This is a genomic window from Epilithonimonas zeae, assembly GCF_900141765.1.
Classification (GTDB): domain Bacteria; phylum Bacteroidota; class Bacteroidia; order Flavobacteriales; family Weeksellaceae; genus Epilithonimonas; species Epilithonimonas zeae.
On record NZ_FSRK01000003.1, the window covers coordinates 435970 to 454954 of the forward strand.

The window sequence follows — 18985 nt, forward strand, 5'->3', positions numbered from 1 at the left end:
AATTTTTCTTAACATTTCTTAAAGAATTCCAAAATCATATAACAATATTAATGATTTTCTTTGGAACGAAGATGAAATTTTTAACTGATTTATCTCCTAAGAATCTTTTTACATCCTCATTCTCCATCATTATTTTCTCAACTTCTTCTTTTCCTAAATCAGCAGCCAATTTGATTTTAAATTTCATCTTACCATTGAAGCTCACCGGATAATCTATCTCATCTTCAATCAGATAGCTTTCATCAAGAGTTGGAAACGGTTCAAATTCAATAGAAGCATTATTTCCCAGCAAATTCCATACCTCTTCGCAAATATGTGGCGCATATGGTGAGATAACAACAGCCAAAGGTTGCAAAATATTGCGTTTATTACATTTTAATTTCTGCAATTCGTTCACAGCAATCATAAATGATGATACAGAAGTGTTGAAAGAAAAATTCTCAATATCGAAATTCACCTTCTTTATTAAGGTGTGAAGGATTTTATATTCCTCTTTCGTTGGCTCTTCATCAGAAACAGAGAAATTATCACCATCGAAATACAAATTCCAGAATTTTTTCAGAAAACCATAAACGCCGCTAAGACCTTGTGTGTTCCAAGGCTTGGATTGTTCTAATGGACCAAGGAACATTTCGTACAATCTTAAGCCGTCTGCTCCGTATTCATTACAAATATCATCTGGGTTGACGACATTGTATTTTGATTTGGACATTTTTTCTACTTCACGACCTGTGATGTATTTTCCGTCTTCAAGAATAAATTCTGCATCAGCATAATCTGGTCGCCAAGATTTGAAAGCTTCGGTATCTAATTCATCTGTTGTTCCTTTTAATAAAGATACATCAACGTGAATGGCTTGGGTTTTATATTCGCCAATCAAATTTTTAGAAACATATTGATTAGTTCCGTCAATTCTATAAACAAACGCACTCATCCCCAAAATCATCCCTTGATTAATCAATTTTTGGAAAGGCTCATTTTGTTCAATGTAACCTCTGTCTTTCAAGAACATATTCCAAAAACGGGAATATAATAAGTGTCCGGTTGCGTGCTCGCTTCCTCCGATGTACAAATCAACTTGTCCCCAATAATCGGTCAATTCTTTTTTAGCAAAAACCGCGTCATCATTCGGGTCCATATATCTTAGGAAATACCACGAACTTCCTGCCCAACCTGGCATTGTAGATAATTCTAATGGGAAAACCGTTTTATCATCAATCAAGTCTGTGTCAACCACTTTCTGATTCGCCTCATCCCACGCAAATGTTTTTGCATTTCCTAATGGCGGGTCGCCGTCTTCAGTCGGCAAATATTTTTCAACCTCAGGAAGTTCCAAAGGCAAAGCGGAATTTGGCAAAGTGTACGGCATCCCGTCCTTATAATAGATAGGAACCGGCTCGCCCCAATATCTTTGTCTGGAGAAAATCGCATCGCGCTGTCTGTAATTCGTTGTTCCGTGACCAATTCCTTTGTTTTCGATTTCAGCGATTATTTTGGATTTCGCATCCTTATAATTAAGGCCGTTCAAGAAATCAGAATTCACACAAACCGAATCCTTAGAATCGTAAGCTTCTTCCTGAACATCCACATCAGATTCTACAACCTTGATGATTTCCAAATTAAATTTCTTCGCAAATCTATGGTCGCGCTCATCGTGCGCAGGAACCGCCATCACAGCGCCAGTTCCGTAACCCATCAGCACATAATCCGAAATATAAACCGGAATATTCTTGCACGTAAACGGATTAATAGCATAACTTCCCGTGAAAGCACCACTCACGTTTTTCACGTCAGCCATTCTATCACGTTCCGTTTTTTTGGAAGTTTCTTCTATATATTGGTCAACCTCAGTTTTTTGTTCCTGAGTTGTTAAATTTTGAACCAAAGGATTTTCCGGCGCCAAAACCATAAACGTCGCTCCAAAAATCGTGTCAGGTCTTGTTGTAAAAATCTCAATCGTTTCTCCGTTTTCAGTTGCAAATCTTACTTGCGCACCCTGAGATTTCCCAATCCAATATTCCTGAGCATCTTTCAAAGGTTGAGGCCAGTCCAAAGTTTTCAAACCTTGCAACAATCTTTCCGAATATGCAGAAATCCTCATACTCCACTGCATCATTTTCTTTTGAAAAACTGGATAACCACCTCTTTCGGATTTTCCGTCTTTAATTTCATCGTTCGCCAAAACTGTTCCGAGAGCCGGACACCAGTTCACAGTCGTTTCTGCACGGAAAGCCAAACGGTAATTTAATAATATTTCTTCTTTCTTAATCTCAGAACTATTTTTCCATTCTTCTGAAGTGAAATTTAATTCCTCATTTTGATTGGCATTCAAACCTTCTGTTCCTTTTTCCTCAAAATGTTTGATTAAGGTTTCGATAGATTCCGCCTTGTCCGAATCTTTATTGTACCAAGAATGGAACAACTGGATGAAAATCCACTGCGTCCATTTATAATAAGAAGCGTCCGAAGTTCTCACTTCCCTGCTCCAGTCAAATGAAAATCCGATTTTTCTTAATTGCTCTTCATATCTCGTGATATTTTGTTCCGTTGTAATTGCAGGATGCGTTCCGGTCTGGATTGCATATTGCTCAGCAGGAAGTCCAAAACTGTCATAACCAACCGGATGCAAAACGTTGAAACCCTGATGTCTTTTGAATCTCGCATAGATGTCCGACGCAATGTATCCCAGCGGATGACCCACGTGAAGTCCCGCTCCGGAAGGGTACGGAAACATATCGAGGACGTAGAATTTCGGTTTGTCGGTTGAGTCGGAAGTTTTGTAAGTTTTGTTGTCTTCCCAGTATTTCTGCCACTTTTTTTCTATCTGCTGATGGTCGTAAAACATTCTATAAAGTAAGAATTAGTAATGAATAATTTTTTTTAAGATTCACAAAGTTAAGATTTTGGAATAAATAGACAATTTTAAATTTTCGAGTTCACTTTTTTGTAATTACAATAATTTGGGCAGCTTTTTCCGCCTTCCGCTCCCAATCTTTTTTGCAGACGATTTCGGTTAAGTTGAACTTGATGACACGCAAAAAAGGATTTCCGCTCAAGTCGGGCTGCAGATTCCAGCTTCGAATCAACATTTGTCATTAACCACAATGTTTGTCATTCCGTAGGAATCTAAACAAAGCTGTCGAGATTCCTACGGAATGACAAATAGTATGAAATCATAAAATAACAGTCAGTATTAGACTTGTCACACTGAGCGGAGTCGAAGTGTTTCGTAATCAAAAAGTCTTTTATCTTTCATCTATTATCTTTTAGTCTATATCTTTATCTTTGTAAAAAATCGCAAGTGCCGGAAATCTCAATCATCACACCGAGTTACAATTCTTCAAAACATCTGGATGAAACCATTGCTTCTGTCCTCAATCAAACTTTCCAAGATTGGGAATGGTTGATTACAGACGATTGTTCGACAGATAATTCGGTGGAAATTCTGGAAAAACAAAAGGATTCTCGAATCAAAATTTTTAAAGCTGAAAAAAATGGTGGCGCTGGTCACGCAAGGAATATTTCTCTGGAAAATGCGACCGGAAGATTTATCACATTTCTGGATGCTGATGATTTTTGGGAACCCACTTTCCTTGAAGAAATGGTCAATTTTATGAAATCCGAAAATGCAGAACTGGCCTATTCCACTTATTCCCGATGCGATGAAAATCTGAATCCAACAAAAATAGGAGATTACGAAGCTGATACAATTGTGACATTTAATAATCTTTTGAAAACTTGTAGATTATCACTTTTAGCGTCGATGTATGATTCCAAAAGAGTGGGGAAATTCTACTTTCCGGAAGGTACAAAACGCGAAGATCACGTGATGTGGCTGGAACTTTTGAAGGAAATTCCGCAAGGAAAACCTCTAAGAAAGACTTTATCAAAATACCGAATGTTGCCCAACAGCGTTTCCAGAAAAAAAACAAATATTATGAAAGACCAATATTTGGTTTACAAAGATTATATGAAATTTTCAACATTGAAATCGTTGTATTATACTGCGAATTGGGCATTTAATGGTTTTATCAAATATTCTAAAATCTTCAATTAATGGAATATTCAAAAGAATTCAAGCAGGCTTTGAGCGAGTTTTCTCCGGCAGAAAAAGATAAGTTGATTTTCCGATTGTTGAAGAAAGATAAATTACTTTCTAAAAAACTTTATTTCGAGCTCATCGACCCAGAAACGACGGATGACAAACGAAATATGATGGAAGAAATTATCCGTGAAAGAGTTTCTGAGATTTCTAAATATGTTGGGAATCAGAAATATTTTTTGGTTTTAATCAGAAAACTGAGCGCAGAAATCACAGAACACGTCAAAATCACAACAGATAAATTTGGTGACGTTTATCTGAATTTATTTTTAGTTAATAAAGTCCTTGAACATAACGAAAAACTGGGAAGACAGAGATTCGATGCGGTTTACAAACTTTACATTTATCTCATCAATAAAATCATCAAAGCCTTAATCCAAATCAAAAAGCTAGACGAAGATTATTGGATGGAATTTGATGAGTTACTGGAAAACCTTAATGAGAAAATCGACAACAATATTTATTTAAGCAAACTTTGTGTCAATAATAGCTTTGATTTCAATTGGCTAAAATGTGAAAATATCCCAGACCACTTGGACTTAATCATCAAAGACATCAAAAGTCAAGGCTTCTTACGATAGGATTTTATTGATAATAATTTCAGTAGAATCTGGCTGAGAATTGACAAATTCATTTGCCTTCTCTGCCATTTCCTTTAGATAAGACTTTTCACCGATTTCAGTTTTAGAATCTTTGTCAATCAATTCCGTGATGAAAGTTGAAGCTGCAACAAAATCATCAAAGCTCTTTGCGCCTTTTGCCGCAATTAATGTATCTGCTTCCGGATTTTTCTTGTATTGATTTCCGAAAACCACGGGAACTCCATAAACCGCAGCTTCCAGAATATTATGTAAACCAGCCGAATGAAACCCGCCACCAACAACTGCTAAATCCGCATAAGAATACAATTTGGAAAGTTTCCCGATTGAATCGATTATTAAAATCTGAGAATTTGAAAAATCAGGTTTCTGAGAATTTTGCACACTGCTATATAATATAGCGTTCGGAAATAAATTCTTCAAATGTGAAACTCTGTGCAAATCGTGCGGTGCAATTACAATTTTGGTTTCAGGAAGTTTTTTCACCAAAACCTGCGCAATATCTTCTTCTGCCTGCCAACTGCTTCCAAAAACAATTAGCTTTTGATTGCTTTTAAATTCATCTATGAATTCAAGATGATTATCTCTATCCAAAAACTGCTTTACCCTGTCAAATCTTGTGTCACCGGAAACCGTAGAATTGGTCAATCCAATTTTTTTTGCCAATGCCTGAGATTTGATAGTCTGATGAAAAAACCAATCGATGTTTTGACGAAGCTGTTTTGCAAACCATTTTCCATAGCTTTCAAAAAACAGCTGATGCTCATAAAACAGTGCGGAAATCACATAGATTTTCGTTCCTCGATTTTTTAATTCTTCTAAAAGATTGTACCAATAATCATATTTTACAGTGAAGAAAATCTCCGTCTCGAAAGTGGAAACAAACTCTTTTATATCTTTTTTTCTATCAAAGGGCAAATAACAAACGGCATCAGCAATCTGCTTTCTTTTCTTCACATTTTCGTAACCGGAAGGCGAGAAAAAAGTGACCAAAGTTTTATGTTCTGGGAATTGTTCTTTTAGTTTTTCGAGAACTGGAAGACCTTGCTCATACTCTCCAAGACTTGCAGCATGCATCCAAATCACTTTTTGACCTTGGATTTTTTCTTCAACAATTTTCAAAGATTCGTTTCTTCCCCTAACTCCCTTTTTTGTTTTAGAATCAAACAGGGAAAAGATTTTCATCCCAAAAATCATTAGATGGATAGAAAGATTGTATAGCGATTTCATCTTTTATTTTTCTACTGCAAATCTATCATTATTTGTTGAAGGATTAGATATGACAAGAAATTCCAAATCGAAATCTGATTGATTTTTTATCAAATGTTTTTTACTTGGAGTAATATGAAATCCTGAATTTTCAATCACTTCGAAAACCTCTTCATCCACGATAAAAGTGGCTTTTCCTTTTAAAATAAAGAAAAACTGTTGGGCGTTTTTATGGAAATGCAATTGCTCTTGTGAATTTGGAGGCATCGTTTCCTGTTTAATAGAAAGACTTTCAGAATTTAGTAAAACCCAACTATCACAACTCCCTCCCCAATTATAATGTTCTGTATTTTGTTTTGATTTTATCATCTTTATTTTTTCTGATACAAATATAATTATTGATGTCTCTTTGAGAAAGTTGAATTCAATTTGAATGTTGAACTTTGCGAAGCGCAGCCCGACTTGAGCGGAGCTCATTTTTTGCTGAGGATTCTAGTGATGGCAAAAATAGCGGGAGCGGAAGGCGGAAAAGCTGCCATAAAAAATATAATAAAACGGTTTCGACGAATGTCAAATAGCTGCCCAAATAATTGGAATAATGAAAAGTGAAAAATTAACATAAAAAAGTTTTTAAATATTTGCCACTCAAAATAAAATCTCTATATTTGCAATCTGAAAATTTAATAGAATTACGAACTAAATATATTAGTGATGAGTAAAAGAACATTCCAACCATCTGAAAGAAAAAGAAGAAACAAGCACGGTTTCCGTGAAAGAATGTCTACACCAAACGGAAGAAGAGTGTTGGCAGCTAGAAGAGCAAAAGGCAGAAAGAGCTTAACTGTTAGTGCAGCGCGCGCTAAGAGATAATTTCTTCAAAATTATCATATACAAAGATGTCTGGATTTGGTTTCAGACATTTTTTGTTGTTAAAATTTGCCAAAAGTAGAGGACAAAAAATAAGTTTTTGCTATTTTTGAGTTTCACAACTTTCAATTTGAAATTATGCCGCACAGAAATGACCCTGGAGTCGATATTATAGATTTGAGCAGTGCCAAAATTGTTCAGAAAAACTTCACTGTCCTGAATGATGTTGACCTTCATATCAAGAAAGGAAAATTCTGCTACCTGATTGGAAAAACTGGTTCCGGAAAAAGTTCTCTTTTGAAAGTTCTTTACGGACAATTGCCTTTACAAGGCGGAAGCGGACAAGTTGCAGGTTTTGATTTGAAGAAACTGAAACAATCTGATGTTCCAAACCTAAGAAGAAAATTAGGAATTGTGTTTCAGGATTTCCAACTTTTATCGGATAGAAATATCGAGAAGAATCTTCTTTTTGTCCTACAAGCAACCGGCTGGAAAGACAAACACAAAATGGAAGCGAGAATTGATGAAGTTCTATCCAGCGTTGGAATGAAAACTAAAAAGCACAAAATGCCACACCAACTTTCCGGTGGCGAGCAACAACGTGCTGCAATCGCAAGAGCGCTTCTGAATCACCCTGAATTAATTCTTGCAGACGAGCCAACAGGAAATCTTGACCCGGAAACGTCTAACGATATTATGACACTTCTTAAAAATCTGGCGGAAGAAAACCATTGCGCTGTTGTAATGGCAACGCACGATTACCATATGATTCAGAATTATCCTGGCGAAGCCATCCGATGCGAAAACGGGCAGGTTTCTGTTTTGGATACAGCAGAATTGTTTGAATAAGAAAATTATTAGTTATAGATAGAAAAAGCTCTTTGAAATTTCAGAGAGCTTTTTTGTTGAATAGATGGAAGTCTTTTGTCAGCTCAAGATATTCATCGGAATAAACTCTTGGCGATTTTTCGATAACAAAATTTTCTTCTTTCGTTTCTGATTGTTGGAATGAATATTCTAAAACTACTCTTTTGGGTTCAGCAGTTTCGATTCCTTTGATGATAACTTTTCTTTTGAGAAACAGATTATTCTCTCTACAAATTTGAGTGAATTGCTTATCTGAATCAATAGGAATAATAACCGAAAACAAACCTTCATCAGAAAGTAATTGTGAAGCTTTCTGAATTAAATCAGAGAAATCCAATTCTAATCTTTGTCTTGCCAGAATATCTTTCTCAGAATTGTTAATCTCAAAATATGGCGGATTTGAAATGATTAAATCAAATTTTTCTTCAGTTTCAAACCTTTTAAAATCCTGAAGCTGACTTTTGATTCTTTCAGAAAAAGGAGAATTGGAGAAATTATTTTGAGAAATTTTGACAGCTTCAGAGTTGATATCGATTGCTAAGATATTTGCATTTGGATTTCTCTGAGCTAACATTAATGAAATAATTCCTGTTCCAGTTCCTACTTCCAGAATTCGTTTTGCTTGATGAATATCAGATAAAATCCCCAGCAAAACCGCATCTGTTCCCACTCGGAAAACATCAGAACTTTGCTGAATTGAAAATTTTTGAAATTGGAAATCCTTCATATTATAATAATGAAAACCGACATTTCGCACCTTCGAAGCTACAAAATTCGATTTGTCGTTTTTCTACCAATATTTCGCGACTTCGTCGCTTTACCACTTTGAAATCTATAAATTAGAAGGCATTGAGATGGTGAATGTCGCTCCTTTATCTGGCTCGGAAACTACAGTTATCGTTCCGTTATAATCTTCAACCATTCGTTTTACCATCGTAAGACCTATTCCCATTCCACTGCTTTTGGAAGTGAAATTCGGGTCGAAAATCTTCGTTATTTTATCTTCAGAAATCCCTACTCCATTATCTTCGACCGTGATTCTAATTCGTTTTTCAATTTTTTCCAAATCTACATTGATGACGGATTTTCTATCATCTGCTTTTGCCTGACTTGCGTTGGTCACTAGATTGGTGATGATTCTCGAAAGATAATCTCTGTCAATTTTCATCGGAATATTATCGTGATTGGCGTGAACAAATATATTTTCATCACTGAAAATCGTCAACACATTTTTCACTTCTTTATTCAAAGAAATTTCTTCATCATTTTTTTGAGGCAACTGCGCAAATTCAGAAAACGCACTCGCTACTCTACTGATAACATCAATTTGCCCAATGATAATTTCACTAAGATTTTTAACTTTAGTAGCATTATCTGGGGCGTTCGGGTCAAATTTTCTCTCGAAATTTTGCATCATCAACTTCATTGGCGTCAACGGATTTTTCACCTCGTGAGCCACTTGCTTCGCCATTTCTTGCCAAGCTGATTGCTTCTCGATATAACTGAGACGTTCGCGTTGGTCAGCAATTTCCGCAATCATTTTATTATAAGCCTTAACCAAAGCATTTAGCTCATCGTTTTTATAATATTTGATGGGATTGAGGTTCTTATCAAACAAGTTGATTTTACTAATCATCGAAGTAAATCGGATAATCGCTTCCGTCAAATTATTCGAAATAATCCAGCTAAACCAAATACTGAACAATATGATAAGGAGATTGACACCAATGATGTAAATAAAATACTCTTTGAAAACCTCCATATAAGCACTCTCGTTATGATAATACGGAAAATATACATAAGCAATATTTTCCAACATATTATTTTTCAATACCATATATGAGGAAACAATCGTCGCTTTAAGTTTTTCGTCGTAAGCTTTATCATCGTATTGTTTACCGTTTTTCTTGATGGCCTTTATAACATCAGACGGCATTTTCTTTTGGGCAACAAGATTCGGGTCTTTGTTAGACAAAAGATAATTACCATTTAAATCATATATAATAATGTCGTGCTTGTTGATATCAGCAATTTCGTAGATTTCGTTTTCAAGAATTTTAGGAATATCATAGGTTTCTACCTGAGAATGGCTGAGCGCATAATCCAAAGAAGACATAAGAGCTTCGGACTTGTTTTGCATATCCTGTTGGCTTTGCTTCTTCGCATTGTCTCTCAAAATCACATAAGACAAAGTAGCCGAAGCGATGACACTTAGGAAACAAATAGCGAGAAATCCAATAAAAACCCTGTTTCTTAACCGGTAACCTTTATAATCATTTAATGGCATTTTGCTTTTCAAATGTAGTTTTTCGTTTTTGGAGTTTATGCAATTGCCAATTCTACTGATATTTTTGCACCATATTAGACAATGGCGATTTCAAAAGTTTCGCAACATATTTTCCGATGATGTCAAATTCCAAATTCACAACATCGCCAATTTTCAAATGTTTCATATTCGTAAACTCCCAAGTGTACGGAATTATTGCCACAGAAAACTGGTTCGTTTCGCTTTCAGCAACCGTAAGACTCGTTCCGTTCAGCGTGATAGAACCTTGCGGAACTGTTCTATACTCGTTGGTTTCCTTGTAAGAAACTGTAATGAGATAACTTCCATTCTGGTCTTCGATACTTTCAACGACTCCGGTTTTGTCCACGTGACCTTGCACAATATGACCATCCAATCTACCTTCGAATTTCAAACAACGTTCCAAATTCACTTCCGTTCCAACATTCCACGCACCAAGATTCGTTTTTTCAAGCGTTTCATTGATGGCCGTCACCTTATAAGAATCACTATTGATTTCCACAACTGTCAGGCAGCAGCCGTTGTGTGCCAGACTTTGGTCGATTTTCAATTCCTGAGTAAAAGGACAACTCAACACAAAATCAATATTCCCTTCATTTCTATCGATTTTCTCAACCTTTCCGGTCGCTTCTATTATTCCTGTAAACATTCTTTTGGTTTTATTGATTTTTTCAGGAGCTTAATCCCGCTTTCCACTATATCTTTTTCTTTTTTAGCAAAAAAAGAAAAAGGATGTCGTTGCAATCGGGGCTATAAATATTGCATATTTTACTAACTGCTTAGTATAATATGTAAACAAATAGTTATAAAAACAACCTAAAAAACCTAAATTTGTAAAATTCTTTTAAATGTCAAAGATAAACAAATGAGCTCCAAACATCATAAAATCAGAGTAGGAATTTCAATCGGCGATTTCAACGGAATCGGACCCGAGATTATTCTAAAATCTCTGAAAGATAAAAGCATAACAGATTTTTTCACGCCGGTTATTTTTGGTTCGGGTAAACTATTCACTTATCAGAAAAATATTTTCAAGCTTCAGACCAACTTCAATTACATCAATTCTGCAAAAGAAGCACAGTCTGGGAAAATCAATATGGTGAATCTTACCAAAGAAAATAGCAATGTAGAATTCGGTGTTCCAACGGAAGAATCCACAAAAATGGCGATTGATTCTCTGGAATCTGCTACCCAAGCTCTTCTGAATAATGAAGTAGATGTTATCGTAACCGCTCCTATTAATAAGGACGAAATGATGAAATATGGTTTCGCTCACGCTGGGCACACTGGTTATTTCGAAGAAAAGGCAGGCAAAAAAGCGGTAATGTTTATGGTAACCAACAATTTGAAAGTGGCTGTTTCTACACATCACATTCCTGTTGCTGAGATTGCACAGAATATCACCAAAGAGAAATTGAAAAAGCAAATCACACAATTGGTGAAAACTTTGAAAGAAGATTTCTGTGTAGAAAAACCAAAAATTGCAGTCCTAGGGCTCAATCCACACGCTGGCGATGGCGGTGTAATCGGTAAAGAAGAAATAGAGATTATAGAACCTGCGATAAAAGAACTCTTTAATAATGGAACTTTAGCTTTTGGACCGTATCCGGCAGACAGTTTTTTCCAGCCTGAAAAATATAAAGCTTTCGATGCTGTTTTGGCAATGTATCACGACCAAGGTCTGGCACCTTTCAAAACAATTGCTTATGAAGAGGGCGTAAATTACTCAGCAGGATTGCCTTTCATCAGAACATCTCCAGACCACGGCGTTGCTTATGATATTGCGGGGAAAAATATGGCGGATGAGACTTCTTTTTCCGAAGCAATTTTTACAGCCATCCATATTTTTAAAAACAGAGAAGAATACCACGATTTGATGAGCAATCGTCTTCGTCCGAAAGCTTCTCACGCTAATAATGGGATAGACGAAGACCTTCCGCTTGAAAATAGCTAGACAAAAAATCAGTTTTTGAGGAGTAAATTTTTGCAAGTCAAGTATTTCCAAAAAAGATTTTGTTATTTAAAAAAAATAAATTATTTTTGCAAACCGTTTTTATGGACAGAATTAGAAACTATGACGTTGCCTTTTTAGGCTTAAAACCGGGTAAACACGATTTCATATTTGAAATTAATCAAGAGTTCTTTGATTTATTTGAGACTGAGCAGGAATTTTTTAATCCAAAAATCAATGCTAATGTTCTTTTGGACAAGCATACAACTTTTTTGGAGTTCTTCATTAATGTTTCAGGAACCGTTCAATTGATTTGCGACATTAGCAATGATGAATTTTCTGAAAATATTGAGAATGATTTGAAAATTCTTGTAAAATTTGGAGAAGAATATGATGACAGTGATGAAGATGTAATTACCATCAATAAAAAAGATGGCGAATTCAACCTTGCCAACCTTATATATGAAGCGGTTGTTTTATCAATTCCGATGAAAAAACTGGCGCCATCTGTAAGAGACAATGATGAATATCAAAAAATATTAGACCAATACAGTCCAAAAATAGTCGAAGAGGAAAAGGAAAGCACAGACCCAAGATGGGAAGCTTTGAAAAAATTGAAAGATAACAATTAAGCAATAACAATATAATTCGTAAGAATTTTAAAAAGTACTAACAATGGCACATCCTAAAAGAAGACAGTCGTCTACAAGAAGAGATAAAAGAAGAACTCACTACAAAGCTGTAGTTCCTCAATTGGCAAAAGACGCTACGTCTGGAGAAATGCACTTATACCACAGAGCACACTGGCATGAAGGAAAACTTTATTACAGAGGAAAAGTTGTATTAGAGAAAACCGTAGAAACTACAGAAGAAAACTAAGATCTATCTTTGATAATCTTATACTTAGCATAAAAAACCACTCGGATTTTATCAATTTGAGTGGTTTTTTATTATATTTGGCGTTCAAAACAATTTAAAAATTTTATGGATATAAAAGACATTCAGAATCTTGTAAGATTTGTTGCAAAGGCAGGTGTTTCCGAAGTGAAATATAAAAATAAAGACTTCGAAATCTATATCAAAACTCCACTAGGAGGCGAAGCTGTAAGCTATGTAACTCCACAAGTTGCTTATCAGGCTCCTGTTTCTGCACCGGCTGCAAATCCAGTTTCTGCTCCTGTTGTAAACTCTGATGCTGCTAGCGCTGCTGATGACAGCAAATATATCACTATCAAATCTCCAATGATTGGAACTTTCTACAGAAAACCATCTCCAGATAAAGATGTTTTCGTAAACGTAGGCGATTCTGTAACAGAAGGGAAAGTGGTTTGTGTTATAGAAGCAATGAAACTTTTCAACCAAATCGAGTCAGAAGTTAGCGGAAAGATTGTAAAAATATTGGTAGAGGACTCTTCTCCTGTAGAATATGACCAACCATTATTTTTAGTTGATCCATCTTAATATAATTGATAAATTATAAGTGATAAGTGATTATTTAGTTGATGCACTTTATCTTAATTTTTAATTCTTAATTTTTAATTATAAAAGGATGTTCAAAAAAATATTGATCGCAAACCGTGGTGAGATAGCAATGCGAATCTTACGTACGGCAAAAGAAATGGGGATAAAAACTGTTGCAGTTTATTCTACAGCAGACAAAGACAGTCTTCACGTTCGTTTTGCAGACGAGGCTGTTTGCATTGGTCCTGCGATGAGCAAAGACTCTTATCTTAAAATCCCTAATATTATCGCTGCTGCAGAAATCACTAATGCAGATGCAATCCATCCAGGCTACGGATTCCTTTCAGAGAATGCTAATTTCTCTAGAATCTGTGCGAAAAACGGAATCAAATTCATTGGAGCAACGCCTGAGCAAATCGAAAAAATGGGCGACAAAGCTACGGCTAAAGCGACTATGAAAGAAGCAGGAATACCTTGCGTTCCAGGTTCTGATGGTTTGATCGATTCTTACGAAGATGCCAAAGCGACTGCAAAAGTGGTTGGTTATCCTGTGATGATTAAAGCGACTGCCGGTGGTGGTGGAAAAGGAATGAGAGCTGTTTGGAGAGAAGAAGATCTGAAAGAACATTGGGATTCTGCAATTCAGGAAGCTGTTGCGGCTTTTGGAAATGGCGGAATGTACATGGAAAAACTGATCGAAGAGCCAAGACATATTGAAATCCAGATTGCTGGGGATCAATTTGGTAAAGCTTGCCACCTTTCTGAAAGAGACTGTTCTATCCAAAGAAGAAATCAGAAACTGATTGAAGAAACGCCTTCTCCTTTTATGACGGATGAACTTCGTGAGAAAATGGGAGCAGCCGCTGTAAAAGCCGCTGAATATATTGGATATGAAGGTGTTGGAACTATAGAATTTTTGGTAGACAAACACAGAAACTTCTATTTTATGGAAATGAATACCAGAATCCAAGTAGAACATCCAATTACTGAGCAAGTTGTAGACTTTGACTTGATTCGTGAGCAGATTCTATTAGCTTCTGGAACGCCAATCAGCGGAAAAAATTATTATCCGAAAATGCACGCCATCGAGTGTAGAATCAATGCGGAAGATCCTTACGCAGATTTCCGTCCTTCTCCGGGGAAAATTAAAGAACTTAATATTCCTGGTGGACACGGTGTGAGAGTTGACACGCACGTTTATTCCGGATATACAATTCCTTCCAACTATGATTCAATGATTGCAAAATTAATCGTAACAGCTCAAACAAGAGATGAAGCAATTGCAAAAATGAAGCGTGCTTTGGAAGAATTTTACATCGAAGGTGTAAAAACTACCATCCCTTTCCACAGACAATTATTGGAAAATGAGGATTTCCTTGCCGGAAATTACACGACCAAGTTTATGGAAGATTTTGTAATGGACAAAAGTTTTGATAATCATATCTAAAGATTATCATCCTTATAGATAAAAATGCCTGACTTTAAAAGTTGGGCATTTTTCGTTGTTATTATTGGATCCAAATTTATTATTTTTACAAAAATTAAAGATATGTCAACAGCAGTTCAGGAAAAGAATTCTCAATACTTCATCGACCTAGAAAATCAATACGGTGCACACAATTACCATCCGCTTCCTGTGGTTTTAGAAAAAGGTGAAGGCGTATTTGTTTGGGATGTAGAAGGCAAGAAGTATTATGATTTCCTTTCCGCCTACTCCGCTGTTAATCAAGGACACTCTCATCCAAAAATTGTAGAAGCTCTAATCAATCAAGCCAAAAAATTAGCACTGACTTCAAGAGCTTTTTACAATGCAAATCTTGGAGAATATGAGAAAAAAATAACAACTCTTTTTGGTTTTGATAAAGTTCTGCCAATGAATTCTGGTGCTGAGGCTGTAGAAACGGCTGTAAAATTAGCCAGAAAATGGAGTTATGAAGTCAAAGGTATTTCTGAAAATGCTGCAAAAATAGTCGTTTGCGAAAACAACTTCCACGGAAGAACTACGACGATTGTATCTTTCTCGAATGACCCTGATGCTAATCAAAACTACGGACCTTTCACACCTGGGTTTATAAAAATTCCTTACAATGATTTAGCTGCTTTGGAAGAAACACTTATAAATGATGCTCAGAATATTGCTGCATTTTTAGTGGAACCAATTCAAGGAGAGGCCGGTGTTTATGTTCCAGATGAAAATTATTTAAAAAATGCTTTAGAACTTTGTAAAAAATATAACGTCCTTTTCATTGCCGATGAAGTTCAAACCGGAATTGCAAGAACCGGAAAATTGATTGCTTGTTATCACGAAAATGTTCAACCCGATATTTTGATTTTAGGAAAAGCATTATCTGGAGGAATGTATCCTGTTTCTGCAGTTTTAGCAAATGATGAGATTATGAATGTAATCAAACCTGGCCAACATGGTTCTACATTCGGAGGCAATCCAATTGCTTGTGCGGTTGCAGTTGCCGCTTTGGATGTTGTAGCCGAAGAAAAATTATCCGAAAGAGCGGAAGAATTAGGACAGTTATTCCGTTCGAAAATTGAAAAATTAATTCAGAAAACAGACTTAATCACAAAAGTTCGTGGGAAAGGTTTATTAAATGCTATTCTTATTAATGACACTCCAGATAGCAAAACCGCTTGGAATATTTGTGTAAAGCTGAAAGAAAATGGTCTTCTAGCTAAGCCTACGCACGGTAATATTATTAGATTGGCACCTCCTTTGGTTATTACAGAAGAACAACTTTTAGATTGTATAAACATTATCGAAAATACAATTTTAGAATTTCAAAAATAAAATGCAGCAGCTGAAAGAGCAGATAAGCGGACTCATCATCACTTATAATGAAGAAAAAAACATTCAGGAAGTTCTTGAATGTTTTGACTTTTGTGATGAAATTATTCTTGTAGACTCTTTCAGCACAGATAAAACTTTAGAAATCGCAAGGCAATTTCCGAAAGTGAAAATTATTCAAAACAAATTTGAAGATTTTACAAAACAAAGAAATCTCGCTTTGGAGGAGACAAAAAATGACTGGGTCTTATTTTTAGATGGTGATGAAAGAATTACACCGAAACTAAGAGAGGAAATTATCGAAACTGTTAAAAATCCTGATGCTAAAGATGCGTATTATTTTTACAGAACATTTTTTCTAGGAAGGAAACAAATCAATTTTTCAGGCACTCAGAATGATAAAAATTTCCGTTTATTCAGAAAGTCAAAAGCACGTTATTCTAAAAATAAAAAAGTTCATGAGACTTTGGAAGTCAGTGGAACAACAGGAGTTTTAAAACATAAACTTCTTCACTATTCCTTTGAAAACTACGAGCAATTCAGAAATAAAATGTTGTCTTATGGTAGATTAAAAGGGCAGGAACTTCAACTGAAGGGCGAAAAATATAACTTCATCAAACAATGGAGCAAAGTTATTTTCAAATTCTTTAAAACTTATTTTCTAAAAATTGGAATATTGGATGGTATCAATGGATTGAAAATCAGCTATCTTCAGAGTTTATACGTCTACGAGACTTATAGAACTTTGAAGCACTAACTCAAATTCTTAAGAGTTTTATTTCTTAATGTAAATAGGTTTTTTATTCTTATAAAATTGATCAACCAAGTTTTTGAGTTTTCTTTGGGAAGTAGATTCCTTTACCTTAATTGGAATTTGAGTAAAATCTATTTCTCTTATCCTTTCTATAATTTGATCTAAAGAATAATTCTTCATGAAGATTTCTTTCAAAAAATGGCCAATGATTTTGTTCCATTCTGGCTTATTTCCCCAATAATGTCCAACGACATGATCCGCAGGTTTCAGGGATGAATATTTATTCAATCCTAATGAGAAGGCAAATTGTTCTATTAGTCTTCTTGTCACGCCATCTGCACACATTGCGTCATTAATTTCTAAAGTTAAATCAAGACAAGCAAAATGTTTTGGAGAAATACCGATCAACCCTGCATTCCACATCGTAGAATCATCGTCTATTTTAGTATTAAAATACGATTTTCCCTTCATTTGTTTCCACATCAGTTTTTCAGTTTTTGATGAAAGAGCCGATAGTTTTCCTTCCTCTACATGCATAAAATTTTGTCCATTTTTCATTCCATCCCGTATAGAATCCATATTCTGATAAAAAAAAGTATCTCCGTCTAAATATAGAATAGAGTCTAATGGATATTTTTCGGCCACTAATTGTAGCGCTTTGATTTTCACTCTCCAAAAAAATTGATATTTGCCTTCCCACTCTTTTATAATTGCACGGCTAATGGGTATTATTTCTATCTTATCCTGAAAAGAAGCAAATAATGATGGATCTTCTGCAACAACGATAATCCTGTCTTCAGTATTTTTATGCGCAAAAGCTGTGTAGACAGAAAAATAGACTTGCTGATAATTGTCCATGTTATTGCCAAATACCAGATAAATTATATTCATATCGGTGGAAATTTCGTTTAAAAATTTTTAATATAATACTAAGTTTATTCAACTTTATGCCAAAATTAATAAAAACAAGCTGGTCTCGATTTTTTCCGCTTGATATATTTTTACTAATTTTGGCATAAATATTCGGCAAGTATAGCCATTAAAAAGTAAAAAGGAATGATTTTTATTCAAATATAAATTTTTCTTCATCAAAAATTCTTATGAATAACTATCCATTGATTAGCGTAATCATCCCTTGTTATAATGCCGAAAGGTCGTTGGAGAAATGTCTGACTTCTGTAATTCAACAATCTTACAATAATCTAGAAATTATTTTGATTGATGATGGTTCGACCGATAATACTTCAAAAATATATGAAGACTTCCAACGTAGAGATGACAGAATAAAAATTTTCCGGCAAGAGAATTCAGGTGTTTCAAAAACGAGAAATGAAGGTTTAAAAGTTGCCACAGGTGAATATATTTGTTTTGTCGATTCTGATGACTGGGTAGAACCAGATTATTGTTCAGAATTGTATCAGCTACTTATTGAACAAAATGCTGACATTTCCATTATAGAAGCCTCATACGAAGATGAAAACGGAAATGTTGTATTTGACAAACCCACATCAGAAGAGAAAGTATTGGACGGAAAAAGGGCGTTATCTCTTTTATTGGAAGACAATGTTATCCAAAGCCATCCGTGGGGGAAATTATACAAAGCATCTTTTTTTAACAATGTGCGCTTCCCAGAAAACCTGAAATGTTTTGAAGATTACTCAACACTTTTCAAAGTTTTTGATAAAGCCGAAAAAGTTGTTAAATGCAATGATAAGCTTTATCATTATATACAGCTTGATGACAGCCTCTCTCATAGTCTCTCTCCTGAAACTGCCTATTATTTTTATTTGGCGATAATGGATGTTTACAAATTTTGGCAAAGTAAAACACATCTTAAAAATAACGGAAAAGTCATAAAAGATTTTATCCGAAAACTTCTGATGGTTCTTAAACGGATTCTAAGAAGCACAACCGAAAGGGAAATGCGAACAGAAAAGGAAGAAATTCGACAATCTTTTAAATCACTTTTGGTATATCCTGCTAGAGATATTGGTATAGAATTTTATCTTCATGTAAGGCTATATTATTATTATCCAAATTTGTACACGAGATTGATCTCAAAGTAATACCTTT

General features: G+C 35.2%; 19 protein-coding genes. 12 read left to right on the top strand and 7 right to left on the bottom strand.

Going from position 1 to position 18985, the window contains the following annotated elements; genetic code table 11:
- Positions 1 to 34: 34 nt before the first annotated feature.
- The gene (gene leuS, locus BUR19_RS18245) at positions 35 to 2845 is read right to left on the bottom strand and encodes a leucine--tRNA ligase (protein WP_074236945.1); all 2811 of its coding nucleotides are present in this window, start codon (positions 2843 to 2845) and stop codon (positions 35 to 37) included.
- Between the two features lie 456 nt (positions 2846 to 3301).
- Between leuS and BUR19_RS18250 the strand changes: the two genes are divergently transcribed.
- Together BUR19_RS18250 and BUR19_RS18255 are read left to right on the top strand one after the other, a co-directional pair.
- A complete protein-coding gene (locus BUR19_RS18250) occupies positions 3302 to 4057 on the top strand; it encodes a glycosyltransferase family 2 protein (RefSeq protein ID WP_074236946.1) in 756 nt (251 codons plus the stop codon).
- Positions 4057 to 4683 (top strand): deoxyuridine 5'-triphosphate nucleotidohydrolase, encoded by a 627-nt coding sequence (locus BUR19_RS18255; protein ID WP_074236947.1) that lies wholly within the window; start codon positions 4057 to 4059, stop codon positions 4681 to 4683. The genes BUR19_RS18250 and BUR19_RS18255 overlap by 1 nt, the downstream gene beginning before the upstream one ends.
- Here the strand turns inward: BUR19_RS18255 and BUR19_RS18260 are convergent.
- A complete protein-coding gene (locus BUR19_RS18260; protein ID WP_074236948.1) occupies positions 4675 to 5931 on the bottom strand; it encodes a 3-deoxy-D-manno-octulosonic acid transferase in 1257 nt (418 codons plus the stop codon). The two genes, BUR19_RS18255 and BUR19_RS18260, sit on opposite strands and share 9 nt — an antisense overlap.
- A 3-nt stretch (positions 5932 to 5934) precedes the next feature.
- Positions 5935 to 6279 (bottom strand): cupin domain-containing protein, encoded by a 345-nt coding sequence (locus BUR19_RS18265; RefSeq protein ID WP_074237046.1) that lies wholly within the window; start codon positions 6277 to 6279, stop codon positions 5935 to 5937.
- Between the two features lie 342 nt (positions 6280 to 6621).
- Here BUR19_RS18265 and rpmH point away from each other — a divergent pair, with 342 nt between their 5' ends.
- Together rpmH and BUR19_RS18275 are read left to right on the top strand one after the other, a co-directional pair.
- Positions 6622 to 6780, top strand: a complete 159-nt coding sequence (rpmH, locus tag BUR19_RS18270; RefSeq protein WP_039365072.1) for a 50S ribosomal protein L34 — start codon at positions 6622 to 6624, stop codon at positions 6778 to 6780.
- Between the two features lie 135 nt (positions 6781 to 6915).
- Entirely contained in the window at positions 6916 to 7626 is a 711-nt protein-coding gene (locus BUR19_RS18275) for a cell division ATP-binding protein FtsE (protein ID WP_074236949.1), read from the top strand.
- A gap of 40 nt (positions 7627 to 7666) precedes the next feature.
- Here BUR19_RS18275 and BUR19_RS18280 read toward each other — a convergent pair whose 3' ends face one another.
- The 3 genes from BUR19_RS18280 to BUR19_RS18290 all read right to left on the bottom strand — a co-directional run bounded on the left by BUR19_RS18280 (position 7667) and on the right by BUR19_RS18290 (position 10598).
- Complete coding sequence (locus BUR19_RS18280) at positions 7667 to 8371, bottom strand: tRNA1(Val) (adenine(37)-N6)-methyltransferase (protein WP_074236950.1); 705 nt, start codon at positions 8369 to 8371, stop codon at positions 7667 to 7669.
- 105 nt (positions 8372 to 8476) lie between these two features.
- On the bottom strand, positions 8477 to 9931 hold the full coding sequence (locus BUR19_RS18285; protein ID WP_074236951.1) for a sensor histidine kinase: 1455 nt from the start codon (positions 9929 to 9931) through the stop codon (positions 8477 to 8479).
- Positions 9932 to 9983: 52 nt separating this feature from the next.
- Positions 9984 to 10598: a riboflavin synthase gene (locus BUR19_RS18290; protein WP_074236952.1), complete on the bottom strand. Its 615-nt coding sequence runs from the start codon at positions 10596 to 10598 to the stop codon at positions 9984 to 9986.
- Positions 10599 to 10814: 216 nt separating this feature from the next.
- Between BUR19_RS18290 and pdxA the strand changes: the two genes are divergently transcribed.
- The 7 genes from pdxA (at position 10815) to BUR19_RS18325 (ending at position 16915) form a co-directional block, all read left to right on the top strand.
- Positions 10815 to 11903, top strand: a complete 1089-nt coding sequence (gene pdxA, locus BUR19_RS18295) for a 4-hydroxythreonine-4-phosphate dehydrogenase PdxA (RefSeq protein WP_074236953.1) — start codon at positions 10815 to 10817, stop codon at positions 11901 to 11903.
- A gap of 101 nt (positions 11904 to 12004) precedes the next feature.
- Entirely contained in the window at positions 12005 to 12532 is a 528-nt protein-coding gene (locus BUR19_RS18300) for a YceD family protein (RefSeq protein WP_074237047.1), read from the top strand.
- A gap of 43 nt (positions 12533 to 12575) precedes the next feature.
- A complete protein-coding gene (gene rpmF / locus BUR19_RS18305; RefSeq protein WP_027383684.1) occupies positions 12576 to 12779 on the top strand; it encodes a 50S ribosomal protein L32 in 204 nt (67 codons plus the stop codon).
- Between the two features lie 105 nt (positions 12780 to 12884).
- Positions 12885 to 13361, top strand: a complete 477-nt coding sequence (gene accB, locus BUR19_RS18310) for an acetyl-CoA carboxylase biotin carboxyl carrier protein (protein ID WP_074236954.1) — start codon at positions 12885 to 12887, stop codon at positions 13359 to 13361.
- Between the two features lie 88 nt (positions 13362 to 13449).
- Positions 13450 to 14808 (top strand): acetyl-CoA carboxylase biotin carboxylase subunit, encoded by a 1359-nt coding sequence (accC, locus tag BUR19_RS18315; RefSeq protein WP_074236955.1) that lies wholly within the window; start codon positions 13450 to 13452, stop codon positions 14806 to 14808.
- A gap of 102 nt (positions 14809 to 14910) precedes the next feature.
- A complete protein-coding gene (gene rocD, locus BUR19_RS18320) occupies positions 14911 to 16161 on the top strand; it encodes an ornithine--oxo-acid transaminase (protein WP_074237048.1) in 1251 nt (416 codons plus the stop codon).
- 1 nt (position 16162) lies between these two features.
- The gene (locus BUR19_RS18325; RefSeq protein WP_074236956.1) at positions 16163 to 16915 is read left to right on the top strand and encodes a glycosyltransferase family 2 protein; all 753 of its coding nucleotides are present in this window, start codon (positions 16163 to 16165) and stop codon (positions 16913 to 16915) included.
- An 18-nt stretch (positions 16916 to 16933) separates the two neighbouring features.
- On the opposite strand, the gene BUR19_RS18330 is transcribed toward BUR19_RS18325, so the two are convergent.
- Positions 16934 to 17803 (bottom strand): hypothetical protein, encoded by an 870-nt coding sequence (locus tag BUR19_RS18330; RefSeq protein WP_074236957.1) that lies wholly within the window; start codon positions 17801 to 17803, stop codon positions 16934 to 16936.
- A 209-nt stretch (positions 17804 to 18012) separates the two neighbouring features.
- Between BUR19_RS18330 and BUR19_RS18335 the strand changes: the two genes are divergently transcribed.
- On the top strand, positions 18013 to 18978 hold the full coding sequence (locus BUR19_RS18335) for a glycosyltransferase family 2 protein (protein WP_074236958.1): 966 nt from the start codon (positions 18013 to 18015) through the stop codon (positions 18976 to 18978).
- The last annotated feature ends 7 nt before the right edge of the window (positions 18979 to 18985 follow it).